14 protein-coding genes, 1 tRNA gene and 1 pseudogene are annotated in these 18957 nt (G+C 68.9%); 9 read left to right on the top strand and 7 right to left on the bottom strand.

Translation table 11 applies throughout. From position 1 onward, the window contains the following. Positions 1-17: 17 nt before the first annotated feature. Complete coding sequence (locus FNV62_RS41525) at positions 18-707, bottom strand: ATP-binding protein (RefSeq protein WP_313905057.1); 690 nt, start codon at positions 705-707, stop codon at positions 18-20. 211 nt (positions 708-918) lie between these two features. Here FNV62_RS41525 and FNV62_RS41520 point away from each other — a divergent pair. The 3 genes and pseudogenes from FNV62_RS41520 to FNV62_RS58120 form a co-directional block, all read left to right on the top strand. Further along, a pseudogene (locus FNV62_RS41520) lies at positions 919-1454 on the top strand (helicase); the annotation flags it as partial. Positions 1455-1676: 222 nt separating this feature from the next. After that, positions 1677-2915: a L,D-transpeptidase gene (locus tag FNV62_RS41515; protein WP_143652325.1), complete on the top strand. Its 1239-nt coding sequence runs from the start codon at positions 1677-1679 to the stop codon at positions 2913-2915. 189 nt (positions 2916-3104) lie between these two features. Beyond that, positions 3105-3527 (top strand): integrase core domain-containing protein, encoded by a 423-nt coding sequence (locus FNV62_RS58120; protein ID WP_399223189.1) that lies wholly within the window; start codon positions 3105-3107, stop codon positions 3525-3527. 188 nt (positions 3528-3715) lie between these two features. Here the strand turns inward: FNV62_RS58120 and FNV62_RS41505 are convergent. Further along, positions 3716-3800, bottom strand: a tRNA-Leu gene (locus FNV62_RS41505). Positions 3801-4007: 207 nt separating this feature from the next. Beyond that, complete coding sequence (locus FNV62_RS41500) at positions 4008-4439, bottom strand: MarR family winged helix-turn-helix transcriptional regulator (protein WP_313905056.1); 432 nt, start codon at positions 4437-4439, stop codon at positions 4008-4010. A gap of 117 nt (positions 4440-4556) precedes the next feature. Here FNV62_RS41500 and FNV62_RS41495 point away from each other — a divergent pair, with 117 nt between their 5' ends. Then, positions 4557-5492 (top strand): LLM class flavin-dependent oxidoreductase, encoded by a 936-nt coding sequence (locus tag FNV62_RS41495; protein ID WP_143628972.1) that lies wholly within the window; start codon positions 4557-4559, stop codon positions 5490-5492. 23 nt (positions 5493-5515) lie between these two features. Here FNV62_RS41495 and FNV62_RS41490 read toward each other — a convergent pair whose 3' ends face one another. The 3 genes from FNV62_RS41490 to sucC form a co-directional block, all read right to left on the bottom strand. Then, positions 5516-7069 (bottom strand): aldehyde dehydrogenase family protein, encoded by a 1554-nt coding sequence (locus tag FNV62_RS41490; protein WP_143628970.1) that lies wholly within the window; start codon positions 7067-7069, stop codon positions 5516-5518. Between the two features lie 239 nt (positions 7070-7308). Then, the gene (sucD, locus tag FNV62_RS41485; protein WP_143628968.1) at positions 7309-8208 is read right to left on the bottom strand and encodes a succinate--CoA ligase subunit alpha; all 900 of its coding nucleotides are present in this window, start codon (positions 8206-8208) and stop codon (positions 7309-7311) included. 14 nt (positions 8209-8222) lie between these two features. Continuing rightward, positions 8223-9353: an ADP-forming succinate--CoA ligase subunit beta gene (gene sucC, locus FNV62_RS41480; protein ID WP_143628966.1), complete on the bottom strand. Its 1131-nt coding sequence runs from the start codon at positions 9351-9353 to the stop codon at positions 8223-8225. A gap of 180 nt (positions 9354-9533) precedes the next feature. Between sucC and FNV62_RS41475 the strand changes: the two genes are divergently transcribed. From FNV62_RS41475 to FNV62_RS41455, 5 genes are all read left to right on the top strand, one after another. Continuing rightward, entirely contained in the window at positions 9534-11219 is a 1686-nt protein-coding gene (locus tag FNV62_RS41475; protein ID WP_143603494.1) for a thiamine pyrophosphate-binding protein, read from the top strand. Positions 11220-11229: 10 nt separating this feature from the next. Continuing rightward, the gene (frc, locus tag FNV62_RS41470) at positions 11230-12489 is read left to right on the top strand and encodes a formyl-CoA transferase (protein ID WP_054230194.1); all 1260 of its coding nucleotides are present in this window, start codon (positions 11230-11232) and stop codon (positions 12487-12489) included. A gap of 3 nt (positions 12490-12492) precedes the next feature. Beyond that, the gene (locus FNV62_RS41465) at positions 12493-14637 is read left to right on the top strand and encodes an acetate--CoA ligase family protein (RefSeq protein WP_143609877.1); all 2145 of its coding nucleotides are present in this window, start codon (positions 12493-12495) and stop codon (positions 14635-14637) included. Between the two features lie 124 nt (positions 14638-14761). Further along, positions 14762-16150, top strand: coding sequence for an OFA family MFS transporter (locus FNV62_RS41460; RefSeq protein WP_097287090.1), 1389 nt, complete (start codon positions 14762-14764; stop codon positions 16148-16150). 1 nt (position 16151) lies between these two features. After that, positions 16152-17555 (top strand): OFA family MFS transporter, encoded by a 1404-nt coding sequence (locus FNV62_RS41455; protein ID WP_143603492.1) that lies wholly within the window; start codon positions 16152-16154, stop codon positions 17553-17555. Positions 17556-17669: 114 nt separating this feature from the next. On the opposite strand, the gene FNV62_RS41450 is transcribed toward FNV62_RS41455, so the two are convergent. Further along, positions 17670-18842, bottom strand: coding sequence for a sugar phosphate isomerase/epimerase family protein (locus tag FNV62_RS41450; RefSeq protein WP_143628964.1), 1173 nt, complete (start codon positions 18840-18842; stop codon positions 17670-17672). Positions 18843-18957 lie beyond the last annotated feature (115 nt).

Here is an 18957-nt window from a genome sequence, read left to right as displayed (position 1 = left end):
CCCTCGTGGGCTGGCCTCTACGACCAGCACGCGGCGCCCTGCGGGTGGCGCACCGTGGGTGTCCGCGGCGAGGCCGGCTTCGCCGTGGCGTCCCAGGCTGCCGGGTGCGGTGCCGCGGCGGTCGCGTGGCTCGGCCGCCGCAGGGGCTGCGGCGGCTGCCGGTGGGGCCGCCGTGTCCTGGACGGCGGGGTGCACGGTCGGCAGGTACAGGGTGAAACAGCTGCCCTCGTCTTGGTGCTCTGGGCGTGGATGGAGCCGCCGAGCAGGTAGGCGATCTCGCGGCAGATGGACAGGCCCAGGCCGGTTCCTCCGTACGTGCGGCTGATGGTGCCATCGGCCTGCTGGAAGGCACCGAAGATGTTCTCCAGGTGCTGGTCCGAGATGCCGATGCCGGTGTCGCGGCCCCGGAAGGACGGGGCGGGGCTGCCGCGGCGGACGGAATCGGGCAGGTCGGCGGCGGCCCTGTCGACGGGTTCGATCCGCAGCTCGACATGGCCTGCCTCGGTGAACATCACCGCGTCGGAGAGCAGGTTGCGGAGCACCTGGCGCAGCCGGGACTCGTCGGTGACCAGTTCGGACGGGACCCCAGGGGCCCTGACGACCCGGACCTCCAGTCCTTCGTGGGAGCTCAGGGGGCGGAAGGCGGCCTCCAGGCAGTCCAGCAGCTGACGCAGCCGGAGGCGCTCGGGGCTTGTACCTGGAGGCACGGGCGTGCTCCCGGGCCCGGGCCTCGAGCTCCCTTCCGCGCTTGCTCGATCTCCAGGTTCTTCGTGTCGATATCGCGGTTCTGGCTGGCCAGCAGCGCCATGACGGGCAGCACGACCAGGCTGACAGGGGCCGCACCCCCCAGACCGGAGGAGACGGTGACGTAATCGGCTGGGACGTCGTCCACCGCAATGGTGCGTCGGCTGCGGGCGGCCCGGCCCAGCGGCCGGGCTCTCGGAGGGCGCACTGCGGGGCCGACGCCTCGCCCTCCTGGAGCACGCGGCGGCGTACAACCTGCGCATCGTCATGACCTTGAACCAGAAGGTCGAGAAGGCCCCCGATGCCACCACCTTCGCGGAGAACCTGCCGGAGACGGCCGCGGAGCTGTACGTCACCGACGCCGCCGACGACGACCTGGCCAAGGCGGACCGGCTGCCGAGGTCCTCGATCGACGCGGAGTTCTACGGACTGATGGCCGACCGCCGCGTCGCCCGGACCGGGTCTGGTCGGCATGGCTATGGGGCGACCGCCTCGTGGCCGAACGACGCGAAGCGCTTCGGCAGTTCGCCAACGGAATCTCCGCCACGGGCCAGCGCGTACACAGGGCCTTCCTCGCCTCCGGGCGGGTCCTCGGGGAAGGCGTCGACCTCACCGGCGAGCGCGGAATGGAGGCCATCTGCTTCGCCGACACCCGCGGCTCCCAGGTCGAGATCGTGCAGAACATCGGCCGGGCGCTCCGCCTGAACCGGGCGCCCCCGTCATGACCGGCTTCGGGCGGCGAGAGCGGATCGACTACGCGCCATCCGTCGGTCGAGCAGGGCCTCGGCGACGAGCTCAACGGTGCGTGGCCTTCACCACAGTTTGCTCATTTAAGGACGGATAACCTCATATAAAGAGTTTTATAGCTAGCTGCACTCCCTCGGCATCCAGCTCCAGGGATTCAACGACCAGTGACATGGGAGAAGCGTTTGATCACGGCACGTAAAGGACGCACCGGGCTGGTGGCCGCGGTCGGTGTACTCGGCGGTGTGCTCTCACTCACGGCCCTCGGCGGCACCAGCAACGCTGCTACCGGCGGTAACGACGCCGGGAATCACCCGAAACCGCAGGCGCGGGCGGATCAGACGGCCACCCAAGAGGCTTCCGACGCCCGAATAAAGATCACGCCCAAGCAAGGTGCCTACGACGTCGGGATCAACGACTCCACCAAGGTCACCGTCAGCAACGGCAAGCTCACCAAGGTGACCATGACCGCCGTCGCGACCGGTGCCGAGGTTCCGGGCACCCTGTCCGCCGATGGCACGTCCTGGAAGCCGAACGGCCGACTGGAGCGGGCCACCAGGTATCAGGTCGCCGCGGAGGCCAAGGACGCCAAGGGCCGCTCCGTCACCGGGACCGCCACGATCACCACGGTCTCCCCGGCGAATAACTTCATCGGGCACCTCTCCCCCGAGGACGGCTCGACCGTCGGCGTGGGCATGCCGGTGACGGTCAACTTCGACAAGGCGATCAGCAACAAGGCCGCCATGGAGTCGAAGATCCAGGTCAGCTCCAGCAGCGGCCAGCAGGTCGTCGGCCACTGGTTCAACAACGACCGCCTGGACTTCCGCCCCAACAACTACTGGAAGCCCGGCTCCACCGTCACCGTCACGCTCAATCTCCACGGCATCCAGAAGACGGTCACGTTCAAGATCGGCCGGAGCCAGATCAGCACGGTCGACGCCAAGACGAAGCAGATGACCGTCGTACGGGACGGCAAGGCGATCAAGACCATCCCGATCTCGTCCGGCAGCACCGAGCACCCTACTTACAACGGTCAGATGGTCATCTCCGAGAAGTTCAGGCAGACCCACATGAACGGTGCGACCGTCGGCCTCACGAAGAAGGACGGCAAGCCCTCCTACGACATCGAGGCCGTACCGCACGCCATGCGCCTGACCGCCTCGGGCACCTTCATCCACGGCAACTACTGGGGTGCCGACGCGGTCTTCGGCAAGGTCAACACCAGCCACGGGTGCGTGGGCCTGAAGGACGTCAAGGGCGGCGGCGATGGCAGGCAGCCCGCCGCGTGGTTCTTCGACAACTCGATGATCGGTGACGTCGTGATCGTCAAGAACTCCGAAGACAAGACCATGTTGGCCCCCGACAACGGCCTCAGCGACTGGAACATGCCGTGGAGCGAGTGGGTCGCGGGCAGCGCGACCGGCTGACGCCACGTCACTCCCCAAGCATCTGAGCCTGAATCCCTTCCGCCGGGCGGCGGGCGACACGGTGTCGCCCGCCGCCCGGCGGCGTCAGGACGCTCGAGCAGCCTTGCCGCGTGTGGGACCGCGGTTGCGTCACGTCGCCCAACAGACGACCGATGTCGGCGGACCGGTGGGCTGTTCGACACCAGTGCTGTGCGCCCATCGCCCGCCGGTCCCGCTTGGTACTGGGCCGGAAGAAGTGATCGCGAGCAGCGGAAGCGGACTTGTTCCCGGCTCGGTGCCGAGAACCCATTCCTGGGCAACACGGGTATCCACGTCGTGCTCACCGGGGTCCGCATGCCGCGGATGAACTCCCTGACGGAGCGTTGGGTGCAGACCTGCCGCCACGAACTCCTGGACCGCACGTTGATCTGGAACGAGCGGCACCTGAGCCACGCGCCGCGCGAGTTCGAGCGGCATCACCATGCGCACCGGCCCCACCAAGCGATGCGCCAGGCGGCGCCCCTGCGCGCGGTCCCCGAAGCGATCACCGATCCCGAACGAGTGACCCGTCTCAACATACGCCGGAACGACCGGATCGGTGGAGTGATCCACGAGTATCGGCATACGGCCTGACCTGGTCGGATGAGGTATTCGGCAGGCGCAGACCTGGCCGCCGCCGTCCGCCAGGCGAAAGCCGCGGACAAGGCGGAGATCTACCGTCGGCTCGGGCTCGCCCTCACTTACGACTCCGGGAAACAGAAAGTGCTGGTCGAGATGAATCTCAACCAGCACTATGCGACAACCCGTGGGCTACCAGTCAGTGTCCGAGGGGGGACTTGAACCCCCACGCCCGATAAAGGGCACTAGCACCTCAAGCTAGCGCGTCTGCCATTCCGCCACCCGGACCAGGTGTCTGCCGCCTGGCCGGGGGTGTTCCCCGCGGCGACATGGACAACAATACCAAGGTTTCGGAGTGCCTTTCACCTGCATATCGGGGTCCTGGGAGTGGCTGCACGGGGCCGAAGGAGGGGGCGCCCGGCCGATCACAAAAGGTGACGCGAAGATCACCCAGGGTCCATGTGGGAGGGCCGAAGAGCCCCCGGACCCGCACGGTCACTCCCCGATCCGACGCTCCTCCACCACCAGGATCCGCAGAGCCCGCACGAGCGCTGCCGCCGTCTCCTCGTCCAGCGGGTCGAGGAAGCGCCGCTCCATCGCGAGGCGCGCGCGCTCGGCCCGGTCGAGGCAGTCCCGGCCCTCGGGCGTCAGCTCGACGATGTTCTTGCGTCGGTCCGCAGGACTGCGGCGCCGCTCGACCAGCCCTTGGTCCTCCAGGCCGTCGACGAGCGCGACCATCGTGGTGCGGTCGACGCCGAGCCGGCCGGCCACCTCGACCTGCGACAACGGGTACTCGGCGGCGAGCACCGCCAGCACCGCGAGCTCGTGGCCGTCGATCCCGAGGGGTGCCAACGCCGCCGCGGACGCCCGCGCCAGCCGCTGCTGGGCGTGCTTGAGCAGATAGCCGAGCCGGGACTCAAGGGGCACGGGAGGAACATGACGCGCGGGAGGTACGGGAGGTACGGGAGGGCGCTCACCGGTCATGCGGGAACTGTACCCAAGACTGATTGTCAGCTCAGCTGATGATTGTCTAAGCTGAGCGATATGAGCGATCAGCGCGTGCGCTTCGGTATCAAGACCACCCCCATGCACGTCCCCTACGACGACATCCGCCGCGTCTGGCAGGAGGCCGACGCCCTGCCCGAGATCGAGGACGCCTGGCTCTGGGACCATCTGCTTCCGCTCCGCGGCCCCAAGAACGGCCAGGTCCATGAGGGTTGGACGCTGCTCAGCGCCTTGGCCGCGCAGACCGAGCGGCTGCGGCTCGGGCTCCTCGTCACCAGCAACCGCATCCGCCCGCCGGCCGTCCTCGGGAAGATGGCCTCGACCGTGGACGTGATCTCCGGCGGTCGGCTGGTCATGGGCATCGGTGTCGGCGGCACCCACCAGCCGCCCGGCACGGGCGGGATCGCCGGCGAGAATCCGGCCATCGCCGAGTACGAGGCGTACGGGCTCTCCCTCGTCCCGCCGGGCGAGGGGGTCGCCCGGCTCGGCGAGACGGTCGAGGTCCTGCGCCGGATGTGGACGCAGGACGAACCCTTCGACTTCGAGGGGCGTTACTACCGGTTGCGGGGCACGCGGAACGAGCCCAAGCCGGTGCAGCGGCCCGGGCCGCCCCTGCTGATCGGCGGCTGGGGGACCCGGCTGCTGCGGCTCGTCGCCGAGCAGGCAGACATCTGGAACATCCCCGGACCGCCGCACAACGACGTCGAGTTCGTCGCCGCGCGCGGTCGGGTGCTGGACGCGCACTGCGCGGACATCGGACGGGATCCGCGTGAGATCACGCGCTCCGTACAGATCGTCGTCTCGTACGACGATCCCGCCGCCACCCGCGCCACCGTCGCCGACCTCATCGGCATCGGCGTGAACCATGTCGTGCTCGGTCTGCCCCAGCCCTATCCCCCAGGTGTCGCCCGCTGGCTGGTGGACGAGATCATCGCGGGAGTCCGCAGGGGTCCGAGAGAGCAGGCGGCGCCCTGAGGCGGGTACCGCCCGCCCTCACCTCACGGAACGAGCTGGTACTCGGGGAAGTTGCCCGGGAGCCGCTCCCCCGCCGGTCCCTGTGTGACGGCGCGCACGAGCAGCTCGCCGCCGACGAAGGCGCCGCGCCAGGACGCGCCGAGGCCGCCGAAGAGCTCGTCGCGGTCGCCGCGGGAGCGGGGCTTGCCGCGGCCGACCTTGAACGCGCGGATCTGCGGGGCCAGTCGGGCGTACGTCGCCTCGTCGTCCGTGGACAGCGTGGCGACGAGCGCGCCGTTCGACGCGTTCATCGCGGCGAGCAGCTCCGCCTCGGTGTCGACCAGGACGATGGTGTCGACCGGGCCGAAGGGCTCCGCGTGGTGCAGCGGTGAGGACGGCGGCGGGTTCAGGAGCGTGACCGGTTGGACGTACGCCGCCGTGTCCTGGCCGGGCAGGAAGCGTGCGTCGGTCAGCTTGCCGCGGTGCAGCGGGACGGCGCCGCGGTCGATGGCCTCCGCCACCTGGTCGTGCAGTTCCTTCGCCTTGGCCGCGTTGATGACGGGCCCGAAGTCCAGCGCGGGGTAGGGGTTTTCGGGATGCTCGACGGCCAGTGGGTGACCGACCCGCAGGGTGCGGACGGCGGGGAGATAGGCGGCGAGGAACTCGTCGAACAGCGAGCGCTGGACGACGAAGCGCGGGTAGGCGGTGCAGCGCTGCTTGCCGTAGTCGAAGAGCTTGGGGATGACGGCCGTCAGTGCGTCCCAGTCCGTGTGGTTCCAGATGCCCCAGGTGTTGAGTCCCTCCTGTTCGAGTACATGCCGCTTGCCGAGGTCGGCGACGGCGGTGGCCACCGCGGCGCCCGTGTCACGGCCGCCGACGAAGGAGACACAGCCGATCTCGGGCGCGCGGACCAGCGCCTCCGACAGCTCGCCTCCGCTGCCGCTGACGAGGGTGACGGGGATCCCTTCGCGTGCGGCGAGCGCGCCGGCCAGGGTGAGGCAGGCGACGCCGCCGTCGGTCGGGGTCTTGGCGATGACCGCGTTCCCTGCCAATGCCTGTACCAGCATTGCGTGAACGAGCACGCTCATCGGGTAGTTCCAGCTCGCGATGTTGGACACCGGCCCGTCGAGCGGAGCCCGGCCGTCGACCATGGGCTCGATGCCGTCGACGTACCAGCGCACGCCGTCGATCGCCCGGTCCACGTCGGCCTGCGCGAGTCGCCAGGGCTTGCCGATCTCCCAGACGAGGAGGAGGGCGAGCAGCTCGCGGTGCTCGGTCAGGGCGTCGAGGGTGGCCGCGACGCGCGCACGTCGTTCGGCGAGCGGGACATGGCGCCAGGCCCGGTGCTGGTCGAGTGAGGCCCGTACGGCCTGGTGGGCGGTTGTGGCGTTCAGACGGGGCGGGCCCGCGATGGGGCTTCCGTCGACCGGACTGGTGGCGGGCAGTGCCCGGCCGTCCGCCCGCCAGGCGGCGTCCCAGAGATTGAGGACGCGGTCCTCCTGGAACGCCTCGGGGGCGACGGCGAGGCAGCGCTGCCAGGCGTCGGCCCAGGACGTACCGGACTTCAGGACAAGGGGGTTGTTGAGGGTGGATGCCATTCGGATGTCTCCGCTCTCGGTGCACAGTCGGGGGCGGGAGGTGCCTGGCTCCTGCCGAGCTGCATGGTCCACGGGCCCGGACGAGGGGTGGTCGCATCCGTGCGGAGGAGGACGGTGGTCGCGTCCGCACGGAGGGAAGGGTTCGTACGCGCAGGGTGGTCGCGTACGTACGGAGGAAGGTACTGAGGAGGCTCCGCTCGTGACAGTCACCTCACATCAACTATGAGTGACGTCTCATCTCACCCCTGTGCGGCGACACGCTCCGATTCCAATCGGGTCAGCACCAGCCGGGCCGTCTCGGTCGGCGTGCCGCCCACTCGTACTCCGGCCGCCTCGAGGGCCTCCTTCTTGGCCTGCGCGGTGCCGGCCGAGCCGGAGACGATCGCGCCCGCGTGGCCCATCGTCCTGCCCTCGGGCGCGGTGAAGCCGGCGATGTAGGCGACGACGGGCTTGGTGACGTGGTCGCGGACGTACGCGGCGGCCCGCTCCTCGGCGTCGCCGCCGATCTCGCCGATGAGGACGACGAGTTCGGTGTCGGGGTCGTCCTGGAAGGCGGCCAGGCAGTCGATGTGGGTGGTGCCGACCACGGGGTCGCCGCCGATGCCCACGCACGTCGAGAAGCCGATGTCGCGGAGTTCGTACATGAGTTGGTACGTCAGCGTGCCCGACTTGGACACCAGACCGATGCGCCCGGGCTTGGTGATGTCGGCGGGGATGATGCCCGCGTTCGACTGCCCCGGAGTGATCAGGCCCGGGCAGTTGGGGCCGATGACGCGGGTGCCCTTCGTGGCGGCGTACGCGTGGAAGGCGACGGAGTCGTGGACGGGGATGCCCTCGGTGATGACGACGGCGAGCCCGATGCCCGCGTCGGCGGCTTCGGTCACGGCGGCCTTGGCGAACGCGGGCGGCACGAACACGACGGTGACGTCGGCGCCGGTCGCCGCCATCGCCTCGCGCACCGAGCCGAAGACGGGTACCGCCCGGTCGTCGAAGTCGACGGTCCGGCCCGCCTTGCGCGGGTTGACCCCGCCGACGACGTCCGTGCCGGCGGCGAGCATCCGCCGGGTGTGCTTCATGCCCTCGCCGCCGGTCATGCCCTGGACGAGAACCTTGCTCTCCTTGGTGAGAAAGACGGCCATGTCCTGTTCCTCCTTCAACTGGCGGTGGCGAGTCGGGCCGCGCGGTGTGCGGCGTCGTCCATGGTGGTGGCCTGCTGGACCAGGGGGTGCGCGCGGTCGTCGAGGATGGCGCGGCCACGGACGGCGTTGTTGCCGTCGAGGCGGACCACGAGGGGTTTGGTCAGCCGCACGGTCTCCAGCGCCCGCACGATGCCGTCGGCGACCGCGTCGCAGGCCGTGATGCCGCCGAAGACGTTGACGAAGACCGATTTCACGGCCGGGTCGGAGAGGATCACGGAGAGGCCGTCGGCCATGATCTGGGCGGAGGCCCCGCCGCCGATGTCGAGGAAGTTCGCGGGGCGGGCGCCGCAGCCCGCGACCACGTCGAGCGTCGACATGACGAGGCCCGCGCCGTTGCCGATGATGCCGACCTCGCCGTCCAGTTTGACGTAGTTGAGACCCTTGGCGGCGGCCACCGCCTCCAGGGGGTCGTCGTGCGTGGCCTCCTGCTCACCCCAACGTGTCTGGCGGAAGCGGGCGTTGTCGTCGAGGGTGACCTTGCCGTCCAGGGCGAGGATCTGCCCCCGGGCGGTGCGTACGAGGGGGTTCACCTCGACGAGCACGGCGTCCTCGCGGCTCAGCACCCCCCAGAGGCGTACGAGAACGTCGACGGTCTCCGGGGGCAGCCCCGCGGCCTCGGCGATCTCGGTCGCCTTCGCCGAGGTGACGCCCACGGCCGGGTCGACGGGAACACGCGCCACCGCCTCCGGGCGGCTCGCGGCCACCTCCTCGATGTCCATGCCGCCCTCGGCCGACGCGATCGCGAGGAAGCGTCCGGCGGCGCGGTCGAGGACGTAGCCGACGTAGAACTCGCTCTCGATGTCGACCGGTTGGGCCAGCATCACCTTGCCGACCGTGTGGCCCTTGATGTCCATGCCGAGAATCCGACGTGCCGTGAGCTCGGCGGCGGCCGGGTCGGCGGCGAGTACGACGCCGCCCGCCTTGCCGCGTCCACCGGTCTTCACCTGGGCTTTCACGACGACGCGGCCGCCGAGTCGGCGGGCGATCGCGCGTGCTTCCTTGGGCGAGTCCGTGACCTCGGCCCTCGGCACCAAGATGCCGTGTTCCTCGAAGAGTTCCCTTGCCTGGTGTTCGTACAGGTCCATCACCGGCTCCTGACTGCTGTGTCTGTCCGGGGAGCGACTCCCAGACCCCCGGAAAATGCCGCACGCCCCCTGGACACCACCCACCGGATGCGGGATAACAAGCTTCATACAGTATTCGTCGACTGTATGCAATGTACCGCGAGAGCGTTCCAACCCCCTACGAAGGGACAGGACTTCGCCATGCCCGACGACATCAGCCAGGACTTCATCTCCGGTGGGCATCTGGTCGCCAAGGCACTCAAAGCAGAAGGTGTGGAGGTCATCTACACCCTGTGCGGCGGCCACATCATCGACATCTACGACGGCTGCGTCGACGAAGGCATAGAGGTCGTCGACGTCCGTCACGAGCAGGTCGCCGCCCACGCCGCCGACGGCTACGCACGCATCACCGGCAAGCCCGGATGCGCCGTCGTCACGGCGGGTCCCGGTACGACCGACGCCGTGACCGGCGTCGCCAACGCCTTCCGCGCCGAGTCCCCGATGCTGCTCATCGGCGGCCAGGGAGCGCACACCCAGCACAAGATGGGGTCCCTGCAGGACCTGCCGCACGTCGACATGATGACGCCGATCACCAAGTTCGCGGCGACGGTGCCGGACACGGCGCGCGCCGCCGACATGGTGTCGATGGCGTTCCGGGAGTGCTTCCACGGCGCGCCCGGCCCCTCCTTCCTGGAGATCCCGCGCGATGTCCTTGACGCCAGGGTGCCGGTGGAGAAGGCCCGGATCCCGGCCGCCGGCCACTACCGGGCCTCGACCCGCTCGGCCGGTGACCCCGAGGCGATCGAGAGGCTCGCCGACCTCCTCGTCCACGCCGAGAAGCCGGCGATCCTGCTGGGCAGCCAGGTGTGGACGACGCGCGGCACCGCGTCCGCCATCGAGCTCGTCCGCACCCTCAACATCCCGGCGTACATGAACGGCGCGGGGCGCGGCACGCTGCCGCCCGGGGACCCGCACCACTTCCAGCTCTCGCGCCGGTACGCCTTCTCCAACGCCGATGTCATCGTCATCGTGGGTACGCCCTTCGACTTCCGCATGGGCTACGGCAAGCGGCTCTCCCCGGACGCGACCGTCGTGCAGATCGACCTCGACTACCGGACCGTCGGCAAGAACCGGGACATCGACCTCGGCATCGTCGGCGACGCGGGTCTGATCCTGAAGTCGGTCACCGAGGCAGCCTCAGGGCGCCTCAACGGCGGCGCGTCGAAGCGCAAGGAGTGGCTGGACGAGCTGCGGGCGGCCGAGCAGACGGCCATCGAGAAGCGGCTGCCCAGCCTGAAGTCGGACGCCTCGCCGATCCACCCGTACCGCCTGGTCAGCGAGATCAACGACTTCCTCACCGAGGACTCGATCTACATCGGGGACGGCGGCGACATCGTCACCTTCTCCGGGCAGGTCGTCCAGCCCAAGTCACCCGGGCACTGGATGGACCCGGGCCCGCTCGGGACGCTCGGCGTCGGCGTCCCGTTCGTGCTCGCGGCCAAGCAGGCACGGCCCGACAAGGAGGTCGTCGCCCTCTTCGGGGACGGCGCCTTCTCCCTCACCGGCTGGGACTTCGAGACCCTCGTCCGCTACGACCTCCCCTTCGTCGGCATCGTCGGCAACAACTCCTCCATGAACCAGATCCGTTACGGCCAGGCCCAGAAGTACGGCCTGGAGCGCGAACGGGTCGGCAACACCCTCGGCGACGTCCACTACGACAAGTTCGCGCAGATGCTGGGCGGTTACGGCGAGGAGGTCCGCGACCCCGCCGACATCGGCCCGGCGCTCCGGCGTGCCCGGGAGTCGGGCAAGCCTTCGCTGATCAACGTCTGGGTCGACCCGGACGCGTACGCCCCCGGAACCATGAACCAGACGATGTACAAGTGAGGTGCCCGCGATGACCCCGATCACCCCGATCACAGGAACGTCGACCAAGGCTCTCGAAGGCGTCCGTGTCCTCGACATGACGCACGTCCAGTCGGGTCCGTCCGCCACGCAGCTGCTGGCCTGGCTGGGCGCGGACGTCGTCAAGCTGGAGGCGCCGACCGGTGACATCACCCGCAAGCAACTGCGCGACCTCCCCGACGTCGACTCCCTCTACTTCACGATGCTCAACTGCAACAAGCGGAGCATCACCCTCAACACCAAGACCGAGCGCGGCAAAGAGATCCTCACCGAACTGATCCGGCGCTCCGACGTCATGGTCGAGAACTTCGGACCGGGCGCGGTCGACCGCATGGGCTTCACCTGGGACCGCATCCAGGAGATCAATCCGCGGATCGTCTATGCCTCCATCAAGGGGTTCGGGGACGGCCCGTACACCAACTTCAAGGCGTACGAGGTCGTCGCGCAGGCCATGGGCGGGTCGATGTCGACCACCGGTTTCGAGGACGGGCCGCCGCTGGCGACGGGGGCCCAGATCGGTGACTCGGGCACGGGCGTGCACGCCGTGGCGGGGATTCTCGCGGCGCTGTACCAGCGGGAGAACACCGGGCGCGGGCAGCGGGTCAACGTGGCCATGCAGCATGCCGTGCTCAACCTCTGCCGGGTGAAGTTGCGCGATCAGCAGCGACTGACACATGGCCCGCTCGCTGAATATCCCAACGACGACTTCGGCGTCGAGGTTCCCCGCTCCGGCAACGCGTCCGGCGGCGGCCAGCCTGGCTGGGCGGTCAAGTGCGCTCCGGGCGGCCCCAACGACTACGTGTACGTCATCGTGCAGCCCGTGGGCTGGAAGCCGATCACCGAGCTCATCGGGCGGCCGGAGCTGGCGGACGACCCCGAGTGGGCGACCCCGGAGGCCCGGCTGCCGCAGCTCACCAAGATGTTCCAGCTCATCGAGGAGTGGTCGGCCACGCTTCCCAAGTGGGAGGTGCTGGAGAAGCTCAACGCCCACAACATCCCGTGCGGCCCGATCCTGTCGACCAAGGAGATCATCGAGGACGAGTCGCTGGTCGCCAACGAGATGGTCGTGTCGGTGCCGCACCCCGAGCGGGGTGAGTTCGTGACCGTGGGCAGCCCACTGAAGCTCTCCGACTCCCCTGTTGACGTGACCAGTTCGCCGCTGCTCGGCGAGCACAACGAAGAGGTCTACATCGGCGAGCTCGGCCTCGGCGACGAGGAACTTCGCCTGCTCAAGTCGAACGGAGTGATCTGAGTGATGGCCGAAGACCGGATTCTCCGGGTGCGCACGCTCCTCGACGCCGTGCGGGCCGAAGGGCGGAGCGCGCTCACCGCGCCCGAGGGAAAGGTGATCGCCGACGCGTACGCGATCGCCGTCCCCGGCGAGGAGCTGGCGACGGACGTCGACGAGGCGGTGGCGTACGCGGCGCGCTTCGGCGGACCCGTCGTGATGAAGATCGTCTCGCCGGACATCCTGCACAAGACCGACGCCGGCGGCGTGATCGTGGGTGTGGAGGGCGCGGCGGACGTACGCGCCGCCTTCCACAGGATCGTCGAGAACGCGCGGGCGTACGACCCTGAGGCCCGTATCGAGGGCGTCCAGGTCCAAGAGCTGCTCCCCCAAGGGCAGGAGGTCATCGTCGGGGCGGTGACCGACCCGACCTTCGGGAAGGTCGTCGCCTTCGGGCTCGGTGGGGTGCTGGTGGAGGTCCTGAAGGACGTCACCTTCCGGCTCGCCCCCGTGGACGCCGACGAGGCGCTGTCGATGCTGGACTCGATCAGGGCGGCCGAGATCCTGCGCGGGGTGCGTGGCGCGCCGCCGGTGGACCGGTGGGCGATCGCCGAGCAGATCCGCCGGGTCTCCGAACTCGTCGCGGACTTCCCCGAGATCGCCGAGGTGGACCTCAACCCGGTGATCGCCACTCCGGAGGGCGCGGTCGCCGCGGACATCCGCGTGATCCTCGCGGACTCGGTCCCCAAGGAACGGCGCAAGTACACACGCGAGGAGATCCTCACGTCGATGCGGCGACTGATGGAGCCCTCGTCCGTGGCCGTGATCGGTGCCTCCAACGAGCAGGGCAAGATCGGCAATTCGATCATGCGCAACCTCGTCGACGGGGGCTTCTCCGGCGAGATCCACCCGGTGAACCCCAAGGCCGATGACATTCAGGGCCGCAAGGCGTACAAGAGTGTCACCGACGTTCCCGGTGAGGTGGATGTGGCGGTCTTCGCGATCCCCGCCAAGTTCGTGGCCTCGGCCCTGGAGGAGGTGGGACGCAAGGGGATCCCCAACGCCGTACTGATCCCCTCCGGGTTCGCGGAGACCGGCGAGCACGAGCTCCAGGACGAGATCGTGGCCATCGCCGAGCGGTACGGGATCCGGCTGCTCGGGCCGAACATCTACGGCTACTACTCGACCTGGCAGGACCTGTGTGCCACGTTCTGCACACCGTACGACGTGAAGGGCGGCGTCGCGCTCACCTCGCAGTCCGGTGGCATAGGAATGGCCATCCTGGGCTTCGCGCGCACTACGAAGACGGGTGTTTCCGCGATCGTCGGGCTCGGCAACAAGTCGGACCTCGACGAGGACGACCTGCTCACCTGGTTCGGCGAGGACCCGCACACCGAATGCATCGCGATGCACCTGGAGGACCTGAAGGACGGCCGCGCCTTCGTGGCGGCGGCGCGCGCGACGGTCCCGAAGAAGCCGGTCGTCGTCCTGAAGGCGGGGCGTACGGCCGCCGGGGCGAAGGCCGCCGGCTCGCACACCGGCGCGCTCGCGGGCGACGACGCCGTGTACGAGGACATCCTGAAGCAGGCCGGCGTCATCCGGGCTCCCGGGCTGAACGAAATGCTGGAGTACGCGCGCGCGTTGCCCGTACTTCCCACCCCCAAGGGCGGCAACGTCGTCATCATCACGGGTGCGGGCGGCAGCGGTGTGCTCCTGTCCGACGCGGTGACGGACAACGGCCTGTCCCTGATGGAGATCCCGCCGGACCTGGACGCGTCCTTCAGGGCCTTCATCCCGCCCTTCGGGGCCGCGGGCAACCCGGTGGACATCACCGGGGGCGAGCCGCCGTCGACGTACGAGGCGACGATCCGGCTGGGCCTGGAGGACTCTCGCATCCACGCGCTCGTCCTCGGCTACTGGCACACCATCGTGACCCCGCCCATGGTCTTCGCCGAGCTCACCGCGCGCGTGGTGGCCGAATTCCGTGAGCGCGGCATCGAGAAGCCCGTGGTGGCGTCGCTCGCGGGTGACGTCGAGGTCGAAGAGGCCTGCCAGTACCTGTACGAGCGGGGGGTCGTGGCGTACCCGTACACGACGGAGAAGCCGGTGGCCGTGCTCGGCGCGAAGTATCGCTGGGCGCGGGCGGCGGGCCTGTTGGGGGGCGGTTCATGAGGTGAACCAGGGCGGGGGCGGCCGACGGTGCGCGTCGGCCGCCCCCAGGACCCGTGCGCACACGAAAGGCATTTGGACAGGGGGCGCTGGCCAGATCTTTCGACGCGAGGGGTGCTGAACCGACATGACAACCACCGACCTATCGACATCCGTCCCCTACAGGGAGGTGACGGATCGCAACGGCCGCCTGTACCGCATCGGTGAGACCGATCGGGACATCATGGGGCGACCACGCTGGACCATGGTGCTCTTCCCCTGGATGGGGATGCTGGGCATCAGCTCCTCGGAGTACGCGTTCACCTCCGCCGAGGACACCCTGCACGACGCCCATCTCTGGGGCAGTGGGCACATCTTCTGGCTGATGGGCGTCTGGATATTCTTCCAGGCCGCCGTCGCCTTCCCGGCCGGGCAACTGCGGGAGAGCGGACGGCTGCCCGCGCGGTACGCCATGATGCTCGGCGCTCTGGGCACGGTCCTGGGGTACCTGTCGCTCGCGTTCGCGCCGCATGTCACCGTCGCGTACATCGGCTTCGGCATGTTCAGCGGTATCGGCGCCGGCCTGGTCTACGCGACCTGCGTGAACATGGTCGGCAAGTGGTATCCGGAGCGCAAGGGCGGCAAGACGGGCCTGGTCAACGGCGGTTTCGCCTATGGCTCGGTGCCCTTCGTCTTCCTGTTCACCTCGTACATGGACCTCGGCAACTACCAGGGAGTCCTGGTGACGGTGGGCCTGGTCTGCTGTGCCGTGGTCGCCTTCGCGGGCTGGTTCTTCAAGGACCCGCCCAAGGGGTGGTGGCCGCCGCACGTGGACCCGCTGAAGGTGTCCGACGACCCGAGGATCCGCCGGGCGCTGGAGAAGAACCCGCCGGCGGTGAAGCAGTACACCCCCAAGGAGGCCGCCCGTACGCCCGTTCTCTGGATGATGTGGTTCTGTCTGCTGTGCACCGCCGGGATCAACATCTTCGGCATCGCCTTCCAGGTACCGTTCGGCAAGGACATGGGGTTCGCGGGCGGGATCGTGGCCACCGCGATGTCCCTGAAGGCGATCGTCAACGGCACGGGTCGCGGCGTGATCGGCTGGATCTCCGACCGCTTCGGACGCCGCAACACACTGATCATCGTCTGTCTGGTGCTGGGCTCCGCCCAGTTCGGGGTGCTGGTCTCCGGCCAGATGGGCAGCATGCCGTTCTTCCTGTTCTGCTCCATGGTCTCCGGCTTCGGCGGCGGGGCGATCTTCCCGCTGTTCGCGGCCATGACGGCGGACTACTTCGGCGAGAACAACAACGCGTCCAACTACGGAATGGTCTACAGCTCGAAGCTGATCTCGGGCCTGGTGGGCTCGGGCATGGGCGCGGTCGTCGTCGGCGCGTGGGACTACCACGGGGCCTTCGTGCTCGCGGGCTCCATCGGCCTCGCCTCCGCCGTGCTGGCGCTGTTCCTCAAATCACCGGGCCGGCCGAAGGCCCGGAGCATCGTCCCCAATCCGCAACCGCTCGGCGAGGAGATGGCGTGACATGACGACAGAACCCATCGCCACCCAGGGCGCGTCGGCCGCCGCCGGCGCCTCGAACCGCTCGTACCGCGAAGTCACCGACGCCCGGGGCCGTGTCTACCGGGTCGGTGAGACGGACCGCGACATCCTCGGCCACTCCCGCAAGTTCATGGTGTATCTGCCGTGGATCGCCATGATGGCCATCAGCGTCTTCGAATACGCGTACGGCTCGGCCGAGGACACCCTGTCCCACGCCCACGGCTGGACGCAGAGCAACACCTTCTGGATATTGAGCGTCTGGGTCTTCTTCCAGGCCGGCATAGCCTTCCCGGCGGGCTGGCTGCGGGAACGGGGCATCCTCACCGCCCGCAGGGCCATGTACATCGGCGCGGTCATGTGTGTGATCGGCTTCCTGGCCCTCTCGCACCTGAGCAACGTGCTGCTGGCCATCCTGGGCTTCGGCGTCATCGGCGGCCTCGGCTCCGGCCTGGTGTACGCGACCTGCATCAACATGGTCGGCAAGTGGTTCCCCGAGCGCCGGGGCGCGCGGACCGGATTCGTCAACGGCGGATTCGCGTACGGATCCCTGCCGTTCATCTTCATCTTCAACTACGCGTTCGACACCGGGAACTACCACCGCGTCCTGGACCTCATCGGCTGTTACGTGATGATCGTCGTGCTGTCCTGCGCGTTCTTCTTCAAGGACCCGCCGAAGAACTGGTGGCCCTCGGACATCGACCCGCTGACGTACGGCGGCAACAGCAAGACCTCCGCCGCCCTCGCCAAGAACCCTCCCGCGGTGAAGCAGTACACGCCCAAGGAGGCCATCAGGACGGGTGTGCTGCCCCTGATGTGGATCACGCTGGTCATGACCGCGGGCGTGTCGATCTTCGGGATCTCCTTCCAGGTCGACTTCGCCAAGGAGGTGGGCTTCGGACCGCTGGTGGCGGCGTCCTCCATGGGCATCATGGCCGTGATCAACGGCATCGGGCGGGCCGTGGTGGGCTGGCTGTCCGACACCTGGGGCCGCAAGCTGACCCTGGTGTTCGTCATCGTCGTGCTGGGGCTCGCGCAGTTCGGGGTGATCTGGGCCGGAGACATCAAGAGCGAGTGGCTGTTCCTGTTCTTCGCCTTCCTCTCCGGGTTCGGCGGCGGCGCGTTCTACCCGATGTTCGCGGCCCTGACCCCGGACTACTTCGGCGAGAACTACAACGCCACCAACTACGGCCTGGTGTACAGCGGCAAGCTGATCAGCGGCCTGTTCGGCGGCGGTCTCGGCTCGATGGTGGTCGCGGCCTGGGGCTACAACGGCGCGTACGCGCTGGCCGGTGGTATCTCGATGCTGGCGGCGGCGATCGCGTTGCTGCTGAAGCAGCCGGGACGCGACAGCGAGGTACGCACTCCCCAGCCGCAGCCCGCGAGCTGAGAGGTCTCCTGGTCAACGGGTTGAGAGATTCTCCTACCGGCACAGAGCACCGATCGGGCGGCCCTCCCCACGTGGCGCGTTGTGGGGAGGGCCGCCCGGTGCACTGCCGCGAAGCTAGTGACGCCGCTTGCGGAGGGCCGCGAGGTTGTCGTAGCCGATCTTCGCGTGCGTGAGTGACTGCCCGGGATCCGTGGCGCTCGGGGCGTTGTCCTGCTCGACCATCGGGTTGTGGTAGTTCCGGTCACCGACGCGCGAGAAGAACGTGGTGTAGTCGATGACGCCGGTGCCGAAGGGCACCATGTCGTAGCCCATGCCGTTCGTCGTGTTGACGACGCCGTCCTTGGCGTGGAAGAGCGGGTAACGCTTGTTGTTGCGGACGACGAGCCCGGCGGGATCGAACACCTTCTCCTGGGTGGAGCCGTCGTGGGCCGTGTACGTGTGGAACTTGTACTGGGCCACGTGCGCCCAGAAGATGTCCATCTCCAGCCAGACCACCTTCGGGTCGGTGATCTTCAGGAAGTACTCCAGCTTGCGGATGCCGGAGCTGCGGGTCGGGTGGCCCTGGGCGTCCAGCGGGCCGCCGTCGAGCAGGAAGCCGTACGCCGCGTCGTGGTTGTGGGTGTACAGCTTGAGGCCCTCGCGGCGGGCGATCTCGCCGAGCGCGTTCCACTTGTCGGCGGCCACGTCCCAGTCGGCGCGGTAGGCGCTGCCGGTGGGGTCGCCACCGGTGCCCATGTGCGCCATGCCGAGGATGTTGGCGATCTCCAGGTGCTTCTTGAAGGTGTCCAGGTCGGCCGTGGTGAGGGGCCAGGACGGGGGTATGAAGCCGTGGTTGCCCTGCGCCCGCAGCCCGTACTCGTCGAGCCAGGAACGCAGCAGCCTGGCGCCCTGCACGGACTCCAGGCTCGCGCCGCCGGGAGCGTTGGCGTGCTGGCCGTATCCGGCGAACTCCACCTGCCGGTAGCCGAAGCGCGAGAGCTGCTTGAAGACCTCGCGGAATCCGGCGGGCAGGTCGGTGGCGAGCGGGTCGCGGCCCGTGGCGTCCCGGACGGTGTAGAGGATGATGCCGCGCTTGTTCGCGGGGACGAGGACGTCACCGCCGTGGCCATGCTCCTGGTCGTGGCCTCTGTCCCGGTCCTGGGCCAGGGCGGGCGAGGCACCGAGGACGGGTGCCGCGATCGCCGCGGTCGCGACGGCGGTGCAGGTGCTCAGAAAACGGCGGCGGTTGAGGCCGAGAGCGCGGCGCAGGGCTTCGCCGGTCGCGGGCTCGTCGTGGAAGGCGGTCACGGTTTCTCTCTTTCGGGTCGGTGTACGGCTTTGACGGGTGCCGTTGGGTCTGCTGCTCGTGCGCAGGTCAGAGGCGCGCGAAGCGCTCACCGGACGCGTTGTCAGTGGCGCGTGT

This window comes from Streptomyces sp. RLB3-17 (assembly GCF_007113425.2).
GTDB lineage: Bacteria > Actinomycetota > Actinomycetes > Streptomycetales > Streptomycetaceae > Streptomyces > Streptomyces mirabilis_D.
The sequence above is the reverse complement of the archived record's forward strand: the minus strand, read 5'-3'. Positions and strand labels throughout refer to the sequence as shown.

Bases quoted from the DNA above. Each gene is read 5' to 3' on its own strand.
- FNV62_RS41455 (WP_143603492.1), top strand. From the start codon at position 16,152: ATGACGACAGAACCCATCGCCACCCAGGGCGCGTCGGCCGCCGCCGGC.
- FNV62_RS41475 (WP_143603494.1), top strand. From the start codon at position 9,534: ATGCCCGACGACATCAGCCAGGACTTCATCTCCGGTGGGCATCTGGTC.
- frc (WP_054230194.1), top strand. From the start codon at position 11,230: ATGACCCCGATCACCCCGATCACAGGAACGTCGACCAAGGCTCTCGAA.
- FNV62_RS41465 (WP_143609877.1), top strand. From the start codon at position 12,493: ATGGCCGAAGACCGGATTCTCCGGGTGCGCACGCTCCTCGACGCCGTG.
- FNV62_RS41495 (WP_143628972.1), top strand. From the start codon at position 4,557: ATGAGCGATCAGCGCGTGCGCTTCGGTATCAAGACCACCCCCATGCAC.
- sucC (WP_143628966.1), bottom strand. From the start codon at position 9,353: ATGGACCTGTACGAACACCAGGCAAGGGAACTCTTCGAGGAACACGGC.
- sucD (WP_143628968.1), bottom strand. From the start codon at position 8,208: ATGGCCGTCTTTCTCACCAAGGAGAGCAAGGTTCTCGTCCAGGGCATG.
- FNV62_RS41490 (WP_143628970.1), bottom strand. From the start codon at position 7,069: ATGGCATCCACCCTCAACAACCCCCTTGTCCTGAAGTCCGGTACGTCC.
- FNV62_RS41460 (WP_097287090.1), top strand. From the start codon at position 14,762: ATGACAACCACCGACCTATCGACATCCGTCCCCTACAGGGAGGTGACG.